General features: G+C 37.7%; 15 protein-coding genes and 7 tRNA genes. 1 reads left to right on the top strand and 21 read right to left on the bottom strand.

Annotation, left to right across the window (positions count from 1 at the left end; translation table 11 throughout):
- Window positions 1-123 precede the first annotated feature (123 nt).
- The gene (locus tag BMW64_RS12335; protein WP_090000438.1) at window positions 124-1,659 is read right to left on the bottom strand and encodes a SulP family inorganic anion transporter; all 1,536 of its coding nucleotides are present in this window, start codon (window positions 1,657-1,659) and stop codon (window positions 124-126) included.
- A 185-nt stretch (window positions 1,660-1,844) separates the two neighbouring features.
- Here BMW64_RS12335 and BMW64_RS12330 point away from each other — a divergent pair, with 185 nt between their 5' ends.
- Window positions 1,845-2,294 carry a VOC family protein gene (locus tag BMW64_RS12330; protein WP_090000262.1) on the top strand — a complete coding sequence of 150 codons (450 nt, stop codon included), beginning with the start codon at window positions 1,845-1,847 and terminating at the stop codon, window positions 2,292-2,294.
- 63 nt (window positions 2,295-2,357) lie between these two features.
- On the opposite strand, the gene BMW64_RS12325 is transcribed toward BMW64_RS12330, so the two are convergent.
- The 20 genes from BMW64_RS12325 to BMW64_RS12230 form a co-directional block, all read right to left on the bottom strand.
- Window positions 2,358-3,455: a slipin family protein gene (locus BMW64_RS12325; protein WP_090000261.1), complete on the bottom strand. Its 1,098-nt coding sequence runs from the start codon at window positions 3,453-3,455 to the stop codon at window positions 2,358-2,360.
- A gap of 913 nt (window positions 3,456-4,368) precedes the next feature.
- The gene (locus BMW64_RS12320) at window positions 4,369-4,908 is read right to left on the bottom strand and encodes a 3'-5' exonuclease (protein ID WP_090000260.1); all 540 of its coding nucleotides are present in this window, start codon (window positions 4,906-4,908) and stop codon (window positions 4,369-4,371) included.
- 84 nt (window positions 4,909-4,992) lie between these two features.
- Window positions 4,993-5,556 (bottom strand): metallophosphoesterase, encoded by a 564-nt coding sequence (locus BMW64_RS12315; protein ID WP_090000259.1) that lies wholly within the window; start codon window positions 5,554-5,556, stop codon window positions 4,993-4,995.
- Between the two features lie 7 nt (window positions 5,557-5,563).
- On the bottom strand, window positions 5,564-5,941 hold the full coding sequence (locus BMW64_RS12310; RefSeq protein ID WP_090000258.1) for a cyclic-phosphate processing receiver domain-containing protein: 378 nt from the start codon (window positions 5,939-5,941) through the stop codon (window positions 5,564-5,566).
- Between the two features lie 81 nt (window positions 5,942-6,022).
- Complete coding sequence (locus BMW64_RS12305) at window positions 6,023-6,508, bottom strand: ribonuclease H-like YkuK family protein (RefSeq protein WP_090000257.1); 486 nt, start codon at window positions 6,506-6,508, stop codon at window positions 6,023-6,025.
- An 88-nt stretch (window positions 6,509-6,596) separates the two neighbouring features.
- A tRNA-Trp gene (locus BMW64_RS12300) sits at window positions 6,597-6,667 on the bottom strand.
- 7 nt (window positions 6,668-6,674) lie between these two features.
- Window positions 6,675-6,747 (bottom strand) — tRNA-Gln (locus tag BMW64_RS12295).
- A gap of 105 nt (window positions 6,748-6,852) precedes the next feature.
- Window positions 6,853-6,925: transfer RNA gene (locus tag BMW64_RS12290), tRNA-Phe, on the bottom strand.
- 108 nt (window positions 6,926-7,033) lie between these two features.
- Window positions 7,034-7,115, bottom strand: a tRNA-Cys gene (locus BMW64_RS20700).
- A gap of 281 nt (window positions 7,116-7,396) precedes the next feature.
- Window positions 7,397-7,471 (bottom strand) — tRNA-Asp (locus BMW64_RS12285).
- A gap of 95 nt (window positions 7,472-7,566) precedes the next feature.
- Window positions 7,567-7,640: transfer RNA gene (locus BMW64_RS12280), tRNA-Lys, on the bottom strand.
- A 94-nt stretch (window positions 7,641-7,734) separates the two neighbouring features.
- Window positions 7,735-7,807, bottom strand: a tRNA-His gene (locus BMW64_RS12275).
- 753 nt (window positions 7,808-8,560) lie between these two features.
- Window positions 8,561-9,580, bottom strand: coding sequence for a tetratricopeptide repeat protein (locus BMW64_RS12265; RefSeq protein ID WP_090000255.1), 1,020 nt, complete (start codon window positions 9,578-9,580; stop codon window positions 8,561-8,563).
- Window positions 9,577-11,253 carry a hypothetical protein gene (locus BMW64_RS12260; protein WP_090000254.1) on the bottom strand — a complete coding sequence of 559 codons (1,677 nt, stop codon included), beginning with the start codon at window positions 11,251-11,253 and terminating at the stop codon, window positions 9,577-9,579. Before BMW64_RS12260 ends, BMW64_RS12265 begins: the two co-directional genes overlap by 4 nt.
- Entirely contained in the window at window positions 11,237-13,636 is a 2,400-nt protein-coding gene (locus BMW64_RS12255; RefSeq protein ID WP_090000253.1) for a hypothetical protein, read from the bottom strand. Before BMW64_RS12255 ends, BMW64_RS12260 begins: the two co-directional genes overlap by 17 nt.
- Window positions 13,627-14,370, bottom strand: a complete 744-nt coding sequence (locus BMW64_RS12250) for a hypothetical protein (protein WP_090000252.1) — start codon at window positions 14,368-14,370, stop codon at window positions 13,627-13,629. The genes BMW64_RS12255 and BMW64_RS12250 overlap by 10 nt, the downstream gene beginning before the upstream one ends.
- Window positions 14,343-15,476: an AAA family ATPase gene (locus tag BMW64_RS12245; RefSeq protein WP_090000251.1), complete on the bottom strand. Its 1,134-nt coding sequence runs from the start codon at window positions 15,474-15,476 to the stop codon at window positions 14,343-14,345. The genes BMW64_RS12250 and BMW64_RS12245 overlap by 28 nt, the downstream gene beginning before the upstream one ends.
- 81 nt (window positions 15,477-15,557) lie before the next feature.
- Window positions 15,558-16,196, bottom strand: a complete 639-nt coding sequence (locus BMW64_RS12240; RefSeq protein WP_090000250.1) for a hypothetical protein — start codon at window positions 16,194-16,196, stop codon at window positions 15,558-15,560.
- 373 nt (window positions 16,197-16,569) lie between these two features.
- Window positions 16,570-17,280, bottom strand: a complete 711-nt coding sequence (gene deoD / locus BMW64_RS12235) for a purine-nucleoside phosphorylase (protein ID WP_090000249.1) — start codon at window positions 17,278-17,280, stop codon at window positions 16,570-16,572.
- A 397-nt stretch (window positions 17,281-17,677) separates the two neighbouring features.
- On the bottom strand, window positions 17,678-18,235 hold the full coding sequence (locus tag BMW64_RS12230) for a dual specificity protein phosphatase family protein (RefSeq protein ID WP_177175283.1): 558 nt from the start codon (window positions 18,233-18,235) through the stop codon (window positions 17,678-17,680).
- Window positions 18,236-18,510: the final 275 nt, after the last annotated feature.

Here is an 18,510-nt window from a genome sequence, read left to right as displayed (position 1 = left end):
ATTAATGTCTAAATCTAGTTCGATGTTTTAAGATATTTTTATGATTTTTCGTAAATCGAATTTATATCAATGAAAGAAAATGATATACAAAAACACTCTAAAACTCAACGCCTTTTAGTACTCTCACTTCTCCGGCATCACCTTATATGTAGGATCTTCTTGGATATTCACTTCTATTACCGCTTCTGCATTTTTCAGCATTTTACGGCAGTCTTCACTGAGATGCTTTAAATGTAAAGTTTTATTCTGCTGGGTATATTTTTTAGACAATTTATCCAAAGCGTCAATGGCGCTCATATCAACGATGCGGCTTTCTTTAAAATCAACAACAACTCGTTCAGGATCATTTATAGGGTCGAATTTATCCATAAAGGTCGTCACGGAACCAAAAAATAGCGGCCCGGAAATCTCATAATATTTAGTTCCCATTTCATCAGTATGCTTACTCACCCGTATTCTTTTCGCATTATCCCAGGAAAAAACCAATGCTGAAATAACGACGCCTACCAATACTGCCAAAGCAAGATTATGTAAAATGATAGTGATTAAAGCTACCGTGATCCCAACAAAAATATCCGATTTCGGCATTTTATTGACAATCGTTATCGAAACCCACTGGAAAGTACTGATGGCCACCATCATCATAACACCAACCAAAGCCGCCATCGGAATTCTTTCAATGAAAGGTGCACCCACTAAAATGATAATCAATATCATAATCGATGCTATAATTCCGGAAAGCCTCGCCCTTGAGCCTGCATTCAGGTTTACCAGGGTTTGTGCTACCATGGCGCAACCTCCCATCCCTCCGAAAAATCCATTGGTGATATTTGCCAAACCTTGAGCTATGGATTCTTTGTTGGCATTTCCTTTTGTATTGGTAATTTCATCCACCATTGATAAGGTTAAAAGTGACTCGATCAGTCCGACTCCAGCCATTACCAGCGCATATGGAAAAATGATCTGTAAAGTCTCCAGAGAAAAAGGAAGATCGGGAATGTGAAATTTTGGGAGATTTCCACTGATATTGGCAATATCTGCAACCGTTTTTGTATGAATTCCAAAGCCTACAACAACTCCGAATACAATGAGAATAGCAACAAGAGAGGCTGGAACAACTTTTGTGATTTTAGGAAAAAAGTAAACAATAGCAATCGTAAGCAAGGTCAATCCCAACATGATGTACAGCGTTGTTCCGTGAAGCCATTCGGTAACTCCGTTTTGGGTGACTTTAAACTGCCCCACCTGAGCCATAAAAATGATAACTGCCAATCCGTTTAAGAAACCATACATAACAGGCTGGGGAATCAATCTCACAAATTTTCCCCATTTGAAAATCCCTACCAACATCTGGAATATCCCGGCGAGCACCACGGTGGCAAAAAGATATTCTACCCCGTGCGTTTTTATTAAAGCGATCAAAACCACAATCGTTGCGCCGGCTCCTCCGGAAACCATTCCCGGACGACCTCCGAAAATGGCAGTCACGAGCCCCATCATAAAAGCCGCATATAATCCTGTCAGTGGAGAAAGTCCTGCAAGAATAGCAAAAGAAAGCGATTCCGGGATCATGGTCATCGCTACCGTAAATCCTGCCAGCAACTCATTTTTATAATTTATTTTTTTCGAAAAATCGAATAAAGCAATGGTATTTTTCATTTCAGGGCAAAGGTAGTCACTGGAAGTCTTGTCTCCAATTTTAAATTTATAAATCGATCTGATCATCCACTTCAATATATAATCCGGCTTTATAAAATATATCTATCATCTGTTTTACCTTAAAAAATCAATGGTGATCAATTTTAGAAAAATCGTTTTATAGTTTTGTTGAATAAATTAATGTTATGATTAAAGGTTTATATGAAACACATGTTCATGTAAGTGATCTTGAAAAAGGCATCCAATTTTACACTGACATTTTAGGATTAGAATTGGCCCACAGAGATGAAAACCGCCCGATTGCCTTTCTGTGGATCGGTAAAAACAAAGAATCTATGCTGGGTTTATGGGAACAGAAAGAAAATCTGCAGACAAGACATTTTGCTTTTACAGCAGATAAAGAGGATATTTTGAATTATTCTGTTAAATTTCTGAAAGATAAAAATTTAGCTCCCTACAACTTCCTGAAAAACGGAACAGAAAAACCTATGGTTTTCGCATGGATGCCGGCATTGGCGATCTATTTTAATGATCCCGACGGAAATCAGCTGGAATTTATTTCTGTATTGGAAGGCGAAGGAAAACCGGAATGGGGTATTCTTTCTTATGAAGAATGGCTTGAGAAAACTTTATAATATAATACGGGCGATCCGGGCTTTGCAAAGCAAAGCCCGGATCTATAGTGATGATTATTAGTTTTATTTCGCAAAGATCTCCTTTAGCTGAGACACAATATTGCTGTTTCCTGATACGGTAATATCCCCGATCTTATCGGCAATTTTCTCCATATATTCCATTTCTTTCAGTTTCCAGAGAACCTCGTTTTCTTCCATAAGTTTTGCTGTGTTCAGCAAACTTCTTGTAGAAGCAGTTTCTTCACGTCTCATAATGGTGTTAGCCTGAGCTTTCTTTTCAGCAATCAAGACCTGGTTCATGATTTCTTTCATTTCCCCGGTCAGAATCACATCCCTGATTCCGGCATCGGAAGCTTTCAGACCAAGATCTTCTGCTTTATTTCCGAGATTCTGAAGAATTTCTTTTCCCACGGAATCTTTCTTCAGAAGCAACTCATCGAGGGTTAAAGCTCCGACAAATTCCCGTAAAGCCAACTGCATCAGGATGTATAATTGTTTATCATATTCCTTATTACTCATCACCGCTTTCACTATATTTTCCACCTGGAAACGAACGTAAAAGTTGATCCGTAGCATAGCTTTATCCTTCGTCAGAAGCTCCTGCCCTGCAATTTCCATTTGCTGCATTCTCGTATCAATAGCTTTCACCTCAATAGAAGTTTCGTTGTTCCAGAAATAATACGTTCCGGCTTCTAAGACCCTATCCAGCTTTCCATCAATGAGCAAAAGACCTTTATATTGATTGGTGATGACAAACTTTCTTACAAAAGTCTTCAGCTTAGCATTTTCAAGAATCGTCTTGGAAACATTTTCTGTAATCTCGACTTTCGTTAAATCAACTTTTTGGAATTCCCTGTTGAAAATGCCTTTCCAGAATGCGTATTGTCCTACATTCAATACTTCCTTGAAAATTCCGTTTTCATATACCAGAACGATTTCGCCATCTTTTACTTCAATCACTTCCAGCATAGATTTCAGGCCTTCATTTTTCAGCAAAAGACTAAGATCGGTGTTGGATTTAAATAAAACTTTCATATCATAAACCTCTACAGATTTACTTCCGAAAATCCAGAAATTCCCTTCATTCAGAATATCAATCAGGTTTCCGTTTTTGAAAACAAGTCCCCTTTCATAAGCTTTAATTTGTAAATTTTTTATCATTGTTTTTATTTTAAATGGTTATTAATTCAATTAAAAATGGAAAATCCGTGATCTCTTCTTCCAAAAATGGCGGAAGGAAAGCATTTCAGAATAATCATTGTTTCAGAACCTATCTTTCAGTGTATTCTTAAAAGTTTAGATTTTTTGGGCGTGTCCCTCGCCATGGCATAACCAGCAACTCGGGTCGCTACGTTCACTTCTATCTTTTTTGCAGGCAAAAAAGGATATCCGTTACCATCGCTCACGCAGAAATCGTCCTTTTCAGAAATTATTCAAATATAATAAGCTCTTTATGGCAATTTTAATTTCAGAAAACATCTTTTCTTGCAGGCTTTTTCAAAATGTTGATTCAACAACTGAAAACATCCCGGATCTTTCCATGAATATTTTTGATGAGAACATTCAAACTCGCGAAAAAAAATAGATTTTGAGTCTATTTCAAATAATCTACATTCGTAATGTAGTGCGTATACCATTTCCGCCATACCAATCGACTTGGTAGTGGGACTCGAACCCACAATAAAAAAAAGCTATTACTCTAACCTGACTGAGTTATATTCCCCCGAAGGAAATAGGAGGATTCGAACCCCCGACCCATAGCGAATGGTAGAAGTTTTTTGGAAAACTCCTCAAACCTTCAGATCAAGCTGAACAGAACCAACTGATGTTTCTCAACAAGTTCTTCTGCAATGGTGCCGTAAACCGAAGCACTCAACAAGACCTGCCTGATATTTTGACTAAAATTTATTTTCAAAATTTTAGTATTGTTTCATTTTGATGATGCAAAGTAAAACTGCCGTTGCGCAACCTTTTTGCGCTTTAAAATAATTTACAAAAAAATAGAACTCTGCTTCCATATCATCCATTAAATTGTAATACTGCCAGATTGCTACATTGTTACATTATTACATCGTTACATTTGTTCCAAACACCAATGCAAAATCTTCGCATCATCTACTCCACGGTGATGAGTGCCTTCAAGTTTAAGATTCAACTCGCTTAACGCTCTTGCCATCCCCACACTTTTGCGGACAGTCGGATGCAACTCACCAAATAATGTTTTCACATTGATATGATCATCGCTTAAAGGATAATCTACTTTAAATCGTCTAGCCTGGCTCTGAAGCATATGCAGGTCATAGTTTCCGTAACTCGCCCAGGTGAGATTTTCAGCATCATATTCTGCCCTGAGGATATCCAAAGCATCTTCTAGCAAAACGCCTTCATCATCCAGCATTTGTTGAGTAATGCTCGTCAGTTCCGTACAAAACGGACTCACTTTTGAGAATTGAGGTTTAACTAAAATCCCTTCATTCTGTGAGATCGTTCCGGTTTCTGCGTTCATGATACAGACTCCGATTTCAATAATCTCGCTTTCCTGACCTCTTGGCGGCCGGTCGTTCCAGCACGTTGCTTCAAGATCTATAATTAATATATTTTCTGTTGTTTTCATTTGTTTAAATTTTAATATTTGAAAGCTTGGTGATAGAAGCTGGAAGCTTTTACAGTTGCGGCCTCGATCCCGATCTTCTGTTCTTTAATTTCTTGGAGGAAACGGCGGCGTCCATTTTTTCTTTTTCATAATTTCCTTTACTTCTTCGTAAGAAACAGGATAGAAATTATGAAAATCGACTCCCACATCGAAACTAAGCTTCATTTCATCATCAGGTAAAGTACCGTGCGAGTGGCCGTAAAGTTGCCATATTCCGCGATGCGAGCTATTCCAGGTTCTCATGGCGTAATGAAAAAGAATTATTTTTTGCTTGCCATTGCCGTTTTCGGGCTCATCAATCCTTAATTCGTGATAATCTCTTATGGATTCGAATCTTTTAGGATATGTTAAAGCCGCACCTTCATGGTTACCTTTTATCAGATGGATATTTCCGTTGAGGCGATCCAGGACTTCTTTTGTGAAATCAGGTTTGCCTAAGCTTATGTCACCTAAATGGTAGACCACATCGTTTGTTCCGACTTTCTCGTTCCATCGTTTAATAAGTTCTTCATTCATCTGATCTAAAGACTCAAATGGCCTTTCGGAGAATTTTATAATATTTTCGTGACCAAAATGATGATCAGCGGTAAAAAATATATTGGGTTTCATTGTTTGTTTAATTTATAATGTTTTTGAAATTTTTTAAAAGGCTTTCAATATTTTCCTTCCCTACAGGATTCATCGAATGGCAATAAAATTCCGGTAAATCTAAGTCGTTATCCATACAGTAATCAATTAACCATTTTGCACAATCGTATCCTGTTTTTTCGACAAAACTACCAGCATCATTGTTCCAATAATGTTCATCAGCAAGGTCATGGTCAAAAGAGATCATTTCCGGAAGTCCATTTTCCAAAATTCTATTGACAAATTGTTCGTAATTTCGAGCAATATGCCAGTCTTTTCGAAGGTAGATATCCTGTTTTGTGTAATGATATACATCAACCGGATATCTTATATCATCTAGAAACAATAATCTTTTTGTTAGTTCCATGATTTTACTATTTTAACATAAAAAAACTTGATGATAAATATTGCTTAAACTTCCAGCTTCCTTCATCCAGCTCCCGTCTTATTACACCATCATATCAGCACAGTTGGAACTCGCGAATGCAAAAGGTTTTGCTTTAAAGACATATCCCATTCCGAGAATATATCCCATCGCATCCTTTAATGCGACATTGGATTTGAAATCCGGATCGGTATTGATATCTGCGTGCACCTCCATTTCCACACCATAAGCATCCAGCACTGCGCATATTGCATAGGCAATTTCTACAGATTTATTGACCTCATTCAGCATTCGTTCTTTGATAGTGATATTCTGTATTTCTCTTTCTTTTCTGATAAAGGTAAACGCTCCTTTTCCTTCACGGATAAAGACAACTGCCGTAGCATAATTAATGGCTTTCCCGTAAACGTGAGAATCGGAGCCCACACATACTTTCAGTCGGTGACCATTAGCCTGTTCGCGGATGATGGCTTCTTCTACCAGCTGCGTGATAGGGCTTTGGAAGATCTTTCCCGTCATATTCTGCCATAGTTGTTGTTGCGTTTCCATTTTTTCTACATTTTTTAAGTTTTATATTTTTTATAATTCATAAATGATTTTAAATATGGTTATTTTCTAACCTATGCATTATTTCCTGCACTCCGAACCGGACTCGAACCAATACCCTCAGTTTTGGAGACTGAAATGCTACCATTACAACATCGGAGTAGTTTTGTTGATTCATCAGGACTCGAACCTGAACAACAAGAGTCAAAGTCTTGTGTGCTGACCAATTACACTATGAATCAGTTTTATAAGTAATGAGCAATAGGTAATGAGTAATATTAAATTGTACCTAAATAATTACTTTTAACATATTTGCACATCCTATATTAATTATTGCTCTTATTCTGCGGAACAGACAGGAATTGAACCTGTACCTTTAGTTTTTCAGACTAACGTGCAGACCATCTACACAACTGTTCCTGTTATTTTTGAAGAAATAAAGCCTGTCTTAATTTTTGTTTGATATAAGAACTTCTGCGCTTTGACAGACTTTTCTTTCTTCGGAACTAATCTCATTTTAGTTATTTGAGATGGTTGTGGGACTCAAACCCTCTCAGCTTACGCAACGGTTTTGCAGACCGCCCCGACTCTTCTACTTCGGCGAACCATCGTTTTGATGAGTAATGAGCAATTTTCCGCTTTACTAATCATTCATTTTAAGTTTCATTTAAAAATAAAGCCTGTCTTAATTTTGTTTGATATAAGAACTTCTGCGCTTTGACAGACTTTATTTATCTAAAATTTATATTATGTTTAAACTTTCAATTCCTTTATTACAGCATCAAATTTGAGTTGAGAAAAGCCTGTCTGTAGTTTGTGTTTTTGGCTAAAGATCGTCTGCGCTTGACAGACTTTTCCTTTCTCTTCTTTGAAACAATTAAATTCATCATCTGGCGGTCTATGCGGGAATCGAACCCGCAGTGCCCGAGAGACAGTCGGGAAGGTTAGCCATTACCTCAATAGACCTTTCTTTGTGAATTGTCAATGGTCAATTCGCTTTGCTTGTCAGTTTTTTAAATTCACCTGTGAAACAAACTCACCATTAACCATTCACCTTTTTGTAATCCCAGAAAGATTCGAACTTTCAACCCCCGGTTTAAAAGACCGGTGCTCTAACCCATTGAGCTATGAGATTGTTGATGTTGTGAATAGTCAGTTGTCAATTCGCTTTACTTGTCAATTTTTAAATTCATTTGTGAAATATATTCACCATTGACCATTCACATTTTTGGGTATCTCCGGGAATCGAACCCTGTTCTCCGGTGCCACAAACCGACGCTTTACCAATAAGCTAGAGAAACCATAAAAAAAGCGCCTCTTTTTGGGAGGCGCTTTATATTTTTCAGACGTGTCAGTGTACTAGCTGACCCATTTATATAAGCACCTTTTATTTAAAAATCCATTATCAAGAACATATGCACACACCAATCCCATCGGTTTTTGTCCGCGTAATTCTGAATGTTGATGGAATATGTTTCTAAATTGTTTCATTTTATTATTTTAAAAAGTTTTGAAATGCTGAAAACCTGTTGCTTTCAATTTTCGGTTGCAAAGTAAATATGATTTTTTTTAACTCACAAATTTATTTTTCAATTAAATACTTGAAAATCAACCATTTAATTTTAAAATTAAAAATAAAAAATACCTGTCCGCAATACTTTGCAGATACCTTTATTACCTAAATGACTGTCTCTCATCGGTTTATTTATCACTTCTTATTTTCTTATTAATTGTTCATCGTTGATTAAAAAATTTTCACTTTTATGGTTATTTTTTTTCATTCTAAATAATTTCGGCCCTAAAAACACAAAAAACGCCCCGGTTATCGAGGCGCTTTTGCAATATTTTGATTTATTTTTTACGAGATTATTGTAAATAATTTTCAAAGCAAGCACATTTCGCCTCATTCAATACCATCCATTCATATCCAAACGATCCCTTTACTATAGGGCGATCGCATAGATTTAAACTGATATGTGCTCTTTGTATTGTCATAATTTTGTTGTCGCAAAGATAATTCTTTTTCGTAAAATCTTTTCTGAAGTTATTGGATTATCAATTTCTGAACATCTTATTCCTTCCCGTTTTATACCTCGAAATATCTTTCAGAATGACCTCATCATCAGGATTAAAATGTTTTAATTCATTCACAATTTCCGAACGCGTCTTTACTTTTTCAGCGACGATCTCATACGCAATATTTCTTGTAGGTATCTGAAGTTCTGGACTTTTTTTAAATTCCTGTTTCATCGCTTCCAAATAAATGATCTTTTTTTCCGAAGGTGTCCGGCTATAGATCTGCTGAATTTCATGCCCGAGTTTTTTAACATCAGCAATATTTGCAAAATACTGTTGCAGGCAATTGAGCGGATCATGATTTTCTTCCCAACCTCTGAGAAGGGTTTTCTGTGCTTCATCGGGCATATCCATTTTATGCCGGTATATCTTTGAAGCGCTGATCATCTGAAAACTGGCGAGATAATCGTCGACAACCATCTGGTAAAACAGCAGAGCATTTTCCCGGTCGTCAATAATTGTGTACAGATCTCCCACTTTTTCTTTTTGCTGAAGCTCCTTATAGAGGGTAATCGCTTTATCATATTGTTTAGCGAACACATAGCAGTTTGCGGCGTCCGCTTTATTGGAGAGCTTTTTGAGATAAATAGCTGCTGCTTCGTTGTAAAATCCACCGTTCTCCAGTGTTTTGGCAGCCCTGTAATAATCTTTAAGCAAATTCATATAGACCACTGCTGCTTTTCTGTATTCATTATTCTGAATATGCTTTTCGGCAATATCTTCATACATGCTTTTTAAGCGATCGAATAACGATGAATCCAAAGGAACTCCGCGATCTCCATATTTTTTATGTGTAGGTGGCAGAGGATCTTTCTCTTTATTCTGCAGTAAAATAATTAAAATCACCGACAGGCAGGCAACGAATATAAATTTAAAGATGCTCGCCGCCGCGTTCTCCAATGCTGCCTGAGACCATTGCGCGATCATCGCAATAATCTTAAATGCCACAAGGATAAAAAAGGCAACCAGGAATTTTTCTAAAAACTTTGTTTTCCTCATTTCTTTCCTGATTTTAAAATGTCCATATCCTCACTGAATAATCTGTACAGTAGTACAATAACACCGATGATCAGCAGCCATACCAGCCAATTGTAGCCAAATGTTTGGATCAACGGATAGAAAATATACAGCAATGCGGCCGCCAATATCATAATAAGAATCATTTTTATTCCTTCTGAAACATATTCACCGCCCATATACAATGGCTTTTTCCTTACAAAATAAGAATACCCTGCTACCAACCCGATTATCGCCAGAATCATCCAGGTAATTTCTGAAATGGAAGTTTCTTTTCTTTCAACATCATCTACGTTTATGTAAGAAGCTTTCCCTCCGGAATCTTTATTGAAAACAACCATTGGATCTGTTGTACGAGAGGTGCCGTAAACTCTGGATAAAGAATCATAAATTGTTCTTCTTCTCATTTCCACAATATCATCAGCCATAAGTTTCTGTGAGACTTTTGACATCGTATTGGCGGGATCTTTCCTTATCGAATCGAGGATCTTCGTGTGATAGCCTTGCGTTTTAAGCCTCACCAGATCTTCTGTTTTTTTAAGATAAACATTCTTTAAGGAATCCCTGGATTTTTTCTCTTTTAGCCTGTACTCTTCAATTTTCCACAGAATTACATCTCCGGTTCCATTCACCTGTTCATATTCCTGTATCAGCTGTCTTCTTTCTTTTCCGTACAAAGAATCGATCACCATGTCAATTTTGGTAACTCCGGATTCAAAAGCAAGCTTGTTTTCTGGTGCCGTCTCAACAGCATGATGATTGTAAAGATCTGTTGAGACCTGAGAGACTGTAGGTTCCTCAGGATTGTTTTTCTTTGAATCTAAGACAAAAATGATAATAACAACAAGCACTATAAATCCGATTAATACTTTCCACGAATCTTTCGATTTTTTAGATGAATTTTGAGATTGCTTATCCCCACTGATAGGATCGCCGCCCATCCCGAACATGCCGAAATCAAAATTAAAATCTCCCCAACCTCCTCTCGAAGCACTGTGAATATCCAGCGGAATGCCAAAATAAACCGCCCGTTCAGGATATCTGGTAATGTAAGCAATATATTTTTCAATTTCTTCCAGATTTCCAGCCTTTACTTTTTCCAGGTCAAAAGGAAGATTTTTCATCCATTCTTCATCCGTTTGAGGATTCATCAACTGTTCCAGCAAATCGTCGTCATTCATATGTACCTGAAAGCTCCGGATTTTTTGTGGAATGCTTATTCCGTTTAACGGTTTTCTGATGATTGATTCTGTTTTAGGAGAATCCTGCAAAACGGTTATCCAATCAATCTCTTCCGTTAATTTTACAAGCCCGAAGTCCGGATGCATAATGATATATTGAGCGTCCTGATATTTCCAATCCTCAGCAATAAGCTTAGGATAGAAATCGGTATTTTCCGGAATGAACAACCGCTTACTGAAGCATTGAAAGTATCTGTGCTGCCCGATATCAGCGGGAGCATTATGAGTAAAAACCAGCAGACATCCGTATAAAACATTCGGTTGCTGCGAAGGTACCGCAAATGACTGCACTGCATTAAGATCAATATCCAGCAATTCCATTTCCTGCAGCCATACCCGTGGCGAGGCGCTCCTGATCAGCACCCCTGTTTTTGGGTAATTATTTTTCGGAAAAGGCTTAATCTTCAGTTCCATATTCCAGTATTTGATGGATAAATCTTTTCAGGTAATCTTCATACATTTCCGGCATTTCTTTTACTTTAAGCAATGTATGCTGCGGCAGATAATATTCTGCACCACTAAATTCGGTATCCGAAGCCAATGCGGCAGCGCGATATTCCAGAGAAGGCATATAAAACACCGGAATATTGGCATTAATGCTTTTGAATGTAATTATGCCTCTTGAATCTGTAATAATCTCACTTCCTTCAGAAAAAGTAAATTTATTTTTAATCTGATTTGCCTTAATGATAATCGGCAATTTATTTTTCATGAGATAAAGCGTACCTCCATAATTTTTCAGCTCGCTTTTAGAAAAAACGAGATTATGCTCATTATTGATTCCTACTAAAGTGAAATTGCTTAATATTTTAAATTTATTAAACTTCAGCTTATCCAGTTCAATCTGTACTTTTCCGAAGTTTTTAGCGATTTCTGCATCATTGGGTACCAATTCCATGGAAACTTCTCCTTCTACTGTCATCCCAAAGATTTCATCCAGTCGTTCTTCGTGCAGATAAAAATGTTTATCAAAGTACACCAACTCTACGTTGGCAGGAATATCAAATCCTGCGACATTGAGCTCCGAATATTCTTTCGTTTCGATGTTGAGTTTTGAGATCAAATTCTTGGCAGGCTGATACTGGCACAAGATAAATTGCTGTTGCTTGTTTTTTGCCAGAGCAAATTGTCCCTGATCTTTAACGGAAATATTTTCATACAGCACTTCACAACCCCGATGGGTCCAGTAGCTTCCATAATACCCTTTATTATAGTAGTTATCCGTAAGATGTGTCCTCAGCAATTGCTTTTTACTGCTCAAAATAAAGAATTCGCCCTCATAAAGAAAAGTAGCAATCTGCTGTTTGGGAGCCGGGAAAAGAAGGGGATAATTTTTAGGCACCTCCGTTTTAACGCCCTGTTCTGAAACATTATTGGATCTTTTTCTCTTTTTTGAAGGCGGATTAGCCCATAATTCTTTCAGGGGAAGCACAATTTTCTGAATATGTTTTCTGATTCCTTTCTGATGTTTAAAGAAGTTCAGCTCACCGCTAGCAGAAGTTGTAACCAGAAACTTGAGCCGGTCACGATTCTCATTAATAACTTTCTGAAGATGTTGATTTTTTATATTATCCTCATGAGTAATAAAAAAGACTTCCAGATCCTTACTCGTATGTTCTTCATTAAAAAACTTTTCCAGCGCTTTTGAAACTTCCAGAACAGGGCTCACGAAATTCAGGTTGTCAATGACATCTTCCACTTTATTCAGTGATAAGGGGATAGTGTGCTCTCCCAGGGCAAAAACTTTACATTCGGAATGCGCCTTCGGATGTTTGATAACGGCAATGGCAGAAGCAAAAGCCAATACTTTCGGAGTTCCCCAGTTTTTCAGGGAAGTATCGATCAGGATGATCCTTTCAAAGATATTTTCTTCAGGCGGAATTTCCCTCTGGATATACAATGCTTCATTGTTGGCGATACGATTCATAAAGATTTCATCATCATGAGCAAATTCCGACAACAGCATTCTGTGAAGTTCGCCTTTATTAGTCATATCAGAAATCCCACCGATGGGCTGATCTCCCGGTGAGAGATGACGCATTGGGATTTTCAGTCCGCTCCAGATTCTTTTGATGAGGCTTCCGACCTGAAACGTTTTCGGCTCTTCGGTCAGTTCTTCAATAAATTCCGCCCCATTTTCGATGGTCGTTTCCTCTTCCAGGACTTCTTCTTTTAAATCAGGAAGACCAATCTCATCTTTCATGGCATTGATGATAGACTCCGTGGTAGGGAACTCGTTATAGAGATAAGCGAGTGTTTCAATATCGTTTCCAAAGACCGTTACGTTCAGCTTTTCTTTAACAGCACATTCAGCAATAGAATGAGGATTACGCTCAAACTTCCGGATAATTCCTTCAGAATATTCCGGGGATATCCGGATGGGAGCATAACTGAAAATTGTTCTTAACAGAATAATTTTATTGGCGGATCTTTTTAACGAATTCCCGAGATGCATCAGATTCTTTAAAAAGCTTTGCGCATCATAGACGTCATTCTCCATATCTGTTCCCGGAAATGCATTTTTGTATTTTCTGATATAGAAAAATATCCCATCCATGTTTAGATGCCCGTCCTGAATTGCGTAGAGTACGAGCAACAATGAACCGAACGGCGGCAGTCCCTGGCCTTTTAATTCTTTGAGAATACCCATGACATACGCCCTGTACGCAAGAGATCCTACATTCGGAATTACGATGAGGTTGTTTTCATGGTAGCCGGAGTCATCGTGAACATCCTCATCGGTCGTCCACTCCCAGAAATAATTCTCGTAAGACCGGAAATATTCTCTTACATCCATTCTTTTGCTTTTTCGGTGAGACGGAACGAACTTACAGATAACTTCCGGAAATCACTTTTAAGAACAGGAAAAAAGCTGCCGTTTTCACTCCATAAAAGCCAATGGTCGCGGTTCGCATTATATTTTCTTTGCAGTAAAGAACTCAGATTTTTAAATTCAAAATCAAAACCTGCCGGAATGAGATGATCATCCTTTGTCCAGTACGTTTTTCCGGGAAGGCTTAGTAATGGTGTTCCCAGAAAAAGCGCTTTATCATCAATGATAATCCAATCCAGTTTTTCGAGCTTAAATTTGGGTAAAGCAATCAGGCTGTCTTTTATTTCATCAATTGAACTTACTAAAGCAACAACAGGTTTCTCATCTTCACCGGCTTTTAATTTGACCTCAACTTTTTCATCAATTCCGAAAAAATTGTTGTTGGAAACCGGGAATGTAAGTCGTAAGGCTTTGTCAATAGGCGTCCAAAGTAATGCTGATCTTATTTTTTTACTGGGAACCAAAGCATTTTTGCGAAACAGCAATCCGTCCCGCAGTTCGTACAATATAAAATTAGGCAGCTGCTGGATTTCGGGTGAAACAGCCTGCTCAGCCGTAAAGCCTTTAAGCCAGATCATTTCATCATCCAATGCAACCTGAAGATTGCTCCAGTCGCGGATCGAACCTAAATATTCTTCATTCGGGCGAGGGATTTCGGCCCAGAATTCTTTTATATGCTCTGAAGGATCTTTTGCCATAGACTTTCAATTTCCTGTTGAATATACTGTTTCTGTTCAGGATTTCTAATCCAGTCGCAGCGGGTCTGAAGATATCTCAGTTTATCTTTGATCACATTCTGTTCTTCAAAGCTCAGTGTTCCGCTATTCCACTTCTCCACGAGAATCTGTACGTCTTTCATGACCTCTTCGGGATCCGGAGTTTTATTCTGAAGTGCCTGTGGATGGGCTTTCGGATGATCGTCTTTTTCGATGGTCCTGTTGATGATGCCTTCCAGGATTTCGATCTGCTCTTCTGTATCCCAGATATGTTTCAATACCCAAAGATCTGAAATAACAGCCTCATCTCTCCCGCAGATCAGGGCGCTTGCAGCGATAAGATTCTGCATCTTTACGGCTCTTCGGTCAGATATGGCAATTCCTGTATTGCGGAGGCTGATGATCGTGTTGAGGTACACTTCATAAATCGGCTTCAGATCTATCGTTTTACAAAGATTTTGTAGTTCTCTGATCTCATGGGAAAGGATTTCCGGCATTTCCGTTTCGGTATTATTTTCGAGCTTTCTTCCGGCCAGAAGCACCTGATGAAGAAGCTCCGGATTTACATAATCGACATTGATTCTGATGAGAAAACGGTCAAACAACGCATTCAGCGCTTCATCTTCGGGAAGGACATTGCTGGCACCGACGAACATAAGCGCCGGAAGATGCCTGGTTTCCTTTCCTCTTTTAAAGATCTTTTCATTTAAAGCCATTAATAAGGAATTCAGAATGGCAGAATTGGCATTGAAGATTTCGTCCAGAAAAACCATGGATGCTTCGGGCATCATGCCTTCGGTATTGGTTAGCAATTCACCTTCTTTTAATTTCCTGATATCGAAGGGGCCGAAAATCTCATTCGGTTCGGTGAAGCGGGTCAGAAGATATTCGAAGTTTTTACCGTCTTTTACAGTTTTTGCTAATGTTCTTACCATCGCTGATTTTGCGGTTCCCGGAGGGCCATACAAAAAGGCATTTTCCCTTGCCAGCAGGCAGATTCCCAAAAGATCGATGACGTTATCTTTTCCGACAAAGGTATCTTTAACGTATGTCAGAACCTTGTTTAATTTTTCTATATTCTGAGTCATTGATTATTATATTTTATTATCTGTTGTAAGAGATTTTGTATAAGGATTCAAAATTCACAACAGGCTTTTTATTGTACTTTTTTAATTGTTTATTATTTTTAATTCTCTCCAAAACACATCTTTATGTAAACCAAATTCAGAAATCAACAACTTGTTGATATAAGGAATTTCAGCGAGCTGATAGGATTTTTTTTCGACGATTTTTTCCAGATATAGCTTTCGGTAGGTGTTGTCTTTTAATTCTTCTTCCCAGCTGATGTTTCCCAGTTCGAGATCAAATCCGACTGCTGAATAATGGAAGCGTATTAAAATATTTTCCAGTAATTTAATCAAACGATCTTCGGGATCGGCCCGTTGCAAAGCCAGAATGATCTGCGGTACAAATCGTAAGGATAAATCTGCAGATAAGATGGCTGAAACATCTCTCTTTCCATTGAAAGGCGGAATTAATTTGTTTAAATCCTTTGCCGTATTTTCTCTTATTAAATACAGCTGGGCACTGTGATACAAAACTTTTGCAGCCCAGATTGCAGCTTCTTTGTCATAACTGATGGTATCGGATAAAAACTCCAGCCGTTCTTTTTCAAACTCAGTTTCCAGATATTCGGCGGCATCATGTTCTTCTTTCCGGGAAATTTCCTGAAGGTCTGTGAAAATAGTGATGCATTCTTCTTGTCGAAGCAGAAATAAAGTGTCTAAAAACGGCGATTGGGCTTTCATGATGTAACAAAAATATAATTATTTCTTTGAGAATAAAACTTTTTAATGCTGATTGGTTTATTATTTTAATAAATCTATCTAAAAGAATATCACCTGAGTTCGTGATAGAATTACATTCAATAGCGTCGGGCTTTAGCCCGACATTTCAAATAATGAACAAAATACAGGCTTTAGCCGAAACTTATAATAGGTTTTGGCTAAAGCCTGTATGGTTTTTAATCATTATAAAATGGGCTAAAGCCCATTCCTATTGATGTTACAAAACTTCCCTTACGTTCAAATTGAGATTAATTGATATTCTAATACAAAAAGAGCTTTACCTAATCCGTAAAGCTCTTGTGTGTTTATATTTTTATGTAACGACGGCTATGTCTTACAAACTTTTCAAAGCAGATTCCAGTGCAAGCTCCATCATCGGTTTCAACGCTCTTTCCCTTTCGTCGGCAGAGATCTTTTCATGCGTTGGGATGATATCTGTAACGGTAAGAACCGTCGCTGCATTTTTGCCTAAGTGTTTCGCATTGGCAAATAATCCGAAGGCCTCCATTTCTACCGCGGGGCAGTTGTATTTTGTAGCGATTGCAGGTACCGCAGGATCTTTCCTGTAGAAAATATCGCTGCTGTGAACATTGATGGCTTTTGTCTTTAACGAAAGTTCTTCTGCTGTCTTATTAATAGTGTCATAGATATTTCCCTGGTGCGGAAGTATTTCATCATCTATTTCCCAGGCATATTTGGCGTAGGTACTTTCACTGGCTGCGTTTTCAACATTTAAAATATCAAAAAGCTTGAGATCGGTACTGTAGGCGCCACAGGTTCCGATTCTGATGATCGTGTCTACCTCATATTCTGTGAATAATTCGAAAGAATAGATCCCAATGCTCGGAAAGCCCATTCCACTGGCGCCAACGGTGATTTCTTTTCCTTTATATAATCCTGTATAATAAAAAATGCCTCTCGTTTTGCTTACCAGTTCGGCATGTTCAAGATATTTTTCGGCGATAAATTGTGCACGAAGTGGATCTCCCGGCTGCAATACGACTTTGGCAATATCTCCTTTATTTGCACTAATGTGAATACTCATAACTTTATTTTCAGTGTGGCAAAGATAACAAGAAAATATTTTCGCGGCTTCGGCAACGAAGACTTTTAAGTTTTAAACATTAAGGAATTAAGGATTGATTCCTTTTTTGGCTTAAGAAACTTAATATATTAATGTTGAAATCTAAGAATAAACAAAGTTTATTTGATTAAGCAAATTAAGTATTATGTAATTTCCTGTGGGGAAATAACAAGAATATATTTTCGCGGAAGTCTCTTTTTATCCGGAATCGTCTTTGTTGTGAAGATGCTCTCGCGGATTGAGCGGATTGTGCAGATTTTTTTTATTTAGATCTGCATTTACCATAATCTGTGGGAGAAATATTTCAGGTAAATTTAAAAAGGCTTTACTTCATTTATCTCGTTAAGCAAATTAAGATTTACTGCTCTCTTTTTCTTTTCTTATAATGGGTAAGATAGATGCCTTTCTCTGAGTTTTTTGAAAAATTGGTTCCGAATTCCCAGAACAAACGGGCATTTTCCCTGGCTTTTTCGTTGGTGAAGTTTTCATATTCGATTCTGTAAATAGAACTGAACAAGCGGGAACGCCCAACCCCGTGATGACAATGGATAAGAACAGGATAATTTCCCGGATCATCCATGATTTTCAAAAACTTCTGTACCGTGCTGTCCTGAGGAATCTGGTCAGTGGGTAAGTTATAATAATGGAGGCCTGCAATTTTATCGGCTGCAAATTCTTCGGCATTTACCTGTTTTTTTGTTTCCGGATTCAAAGCGGTCTGTACCAGGCCGTCGCGTAAATCGACAATGGTTTTTATTTTGTGATCGCTTACGAAATCAGCCAGCTTTTCCGGAGGAACAGCACCCGAATTATAAACCTTGTTTTCTGATATCGTAACGAGATTATAACGCACTTTTTTCTGATATAATACAAATGCAAGAATCAGCACAGCTAAGATCACTAATGAAATTATCATTCTTTTAACAATATTATTTTTAAAACTCAGATTCATAATCTCTTTGAAATACAATTCGATCGTGCGAATCTACAATCTTTTTTTTAAGAAGAGAACAAAAATATACTGTTGATTGTAATATCTACGCCCTCTATACATTCCTGCAAATTTATTTACTTGGCTGCGTCTCGGTCATGCTGTAATTTGCTTTCATTTTTTTTCTTTTAAAAATTTTCTTACTTTCGTTTCTCTTAAAAAAACACAAGGTTTTATATCAATTAGTATTAACATAAAAT

This window comes from Chryseobacterium taichungense (assembly GCF_900109935.1).
In the GTDB taxonomy this organism is placed as follows: Bacteria; Bacteroidota; Bacteroidia; order Flavobacteriales; family Weeksellaceae; genus Chryseobacterium; species Chryseobacterium taichungense.
Note: the sequence above shows the minus strand (reverse complement) of the source record. Positions and strands in the feature narration are given on the sequence as shown.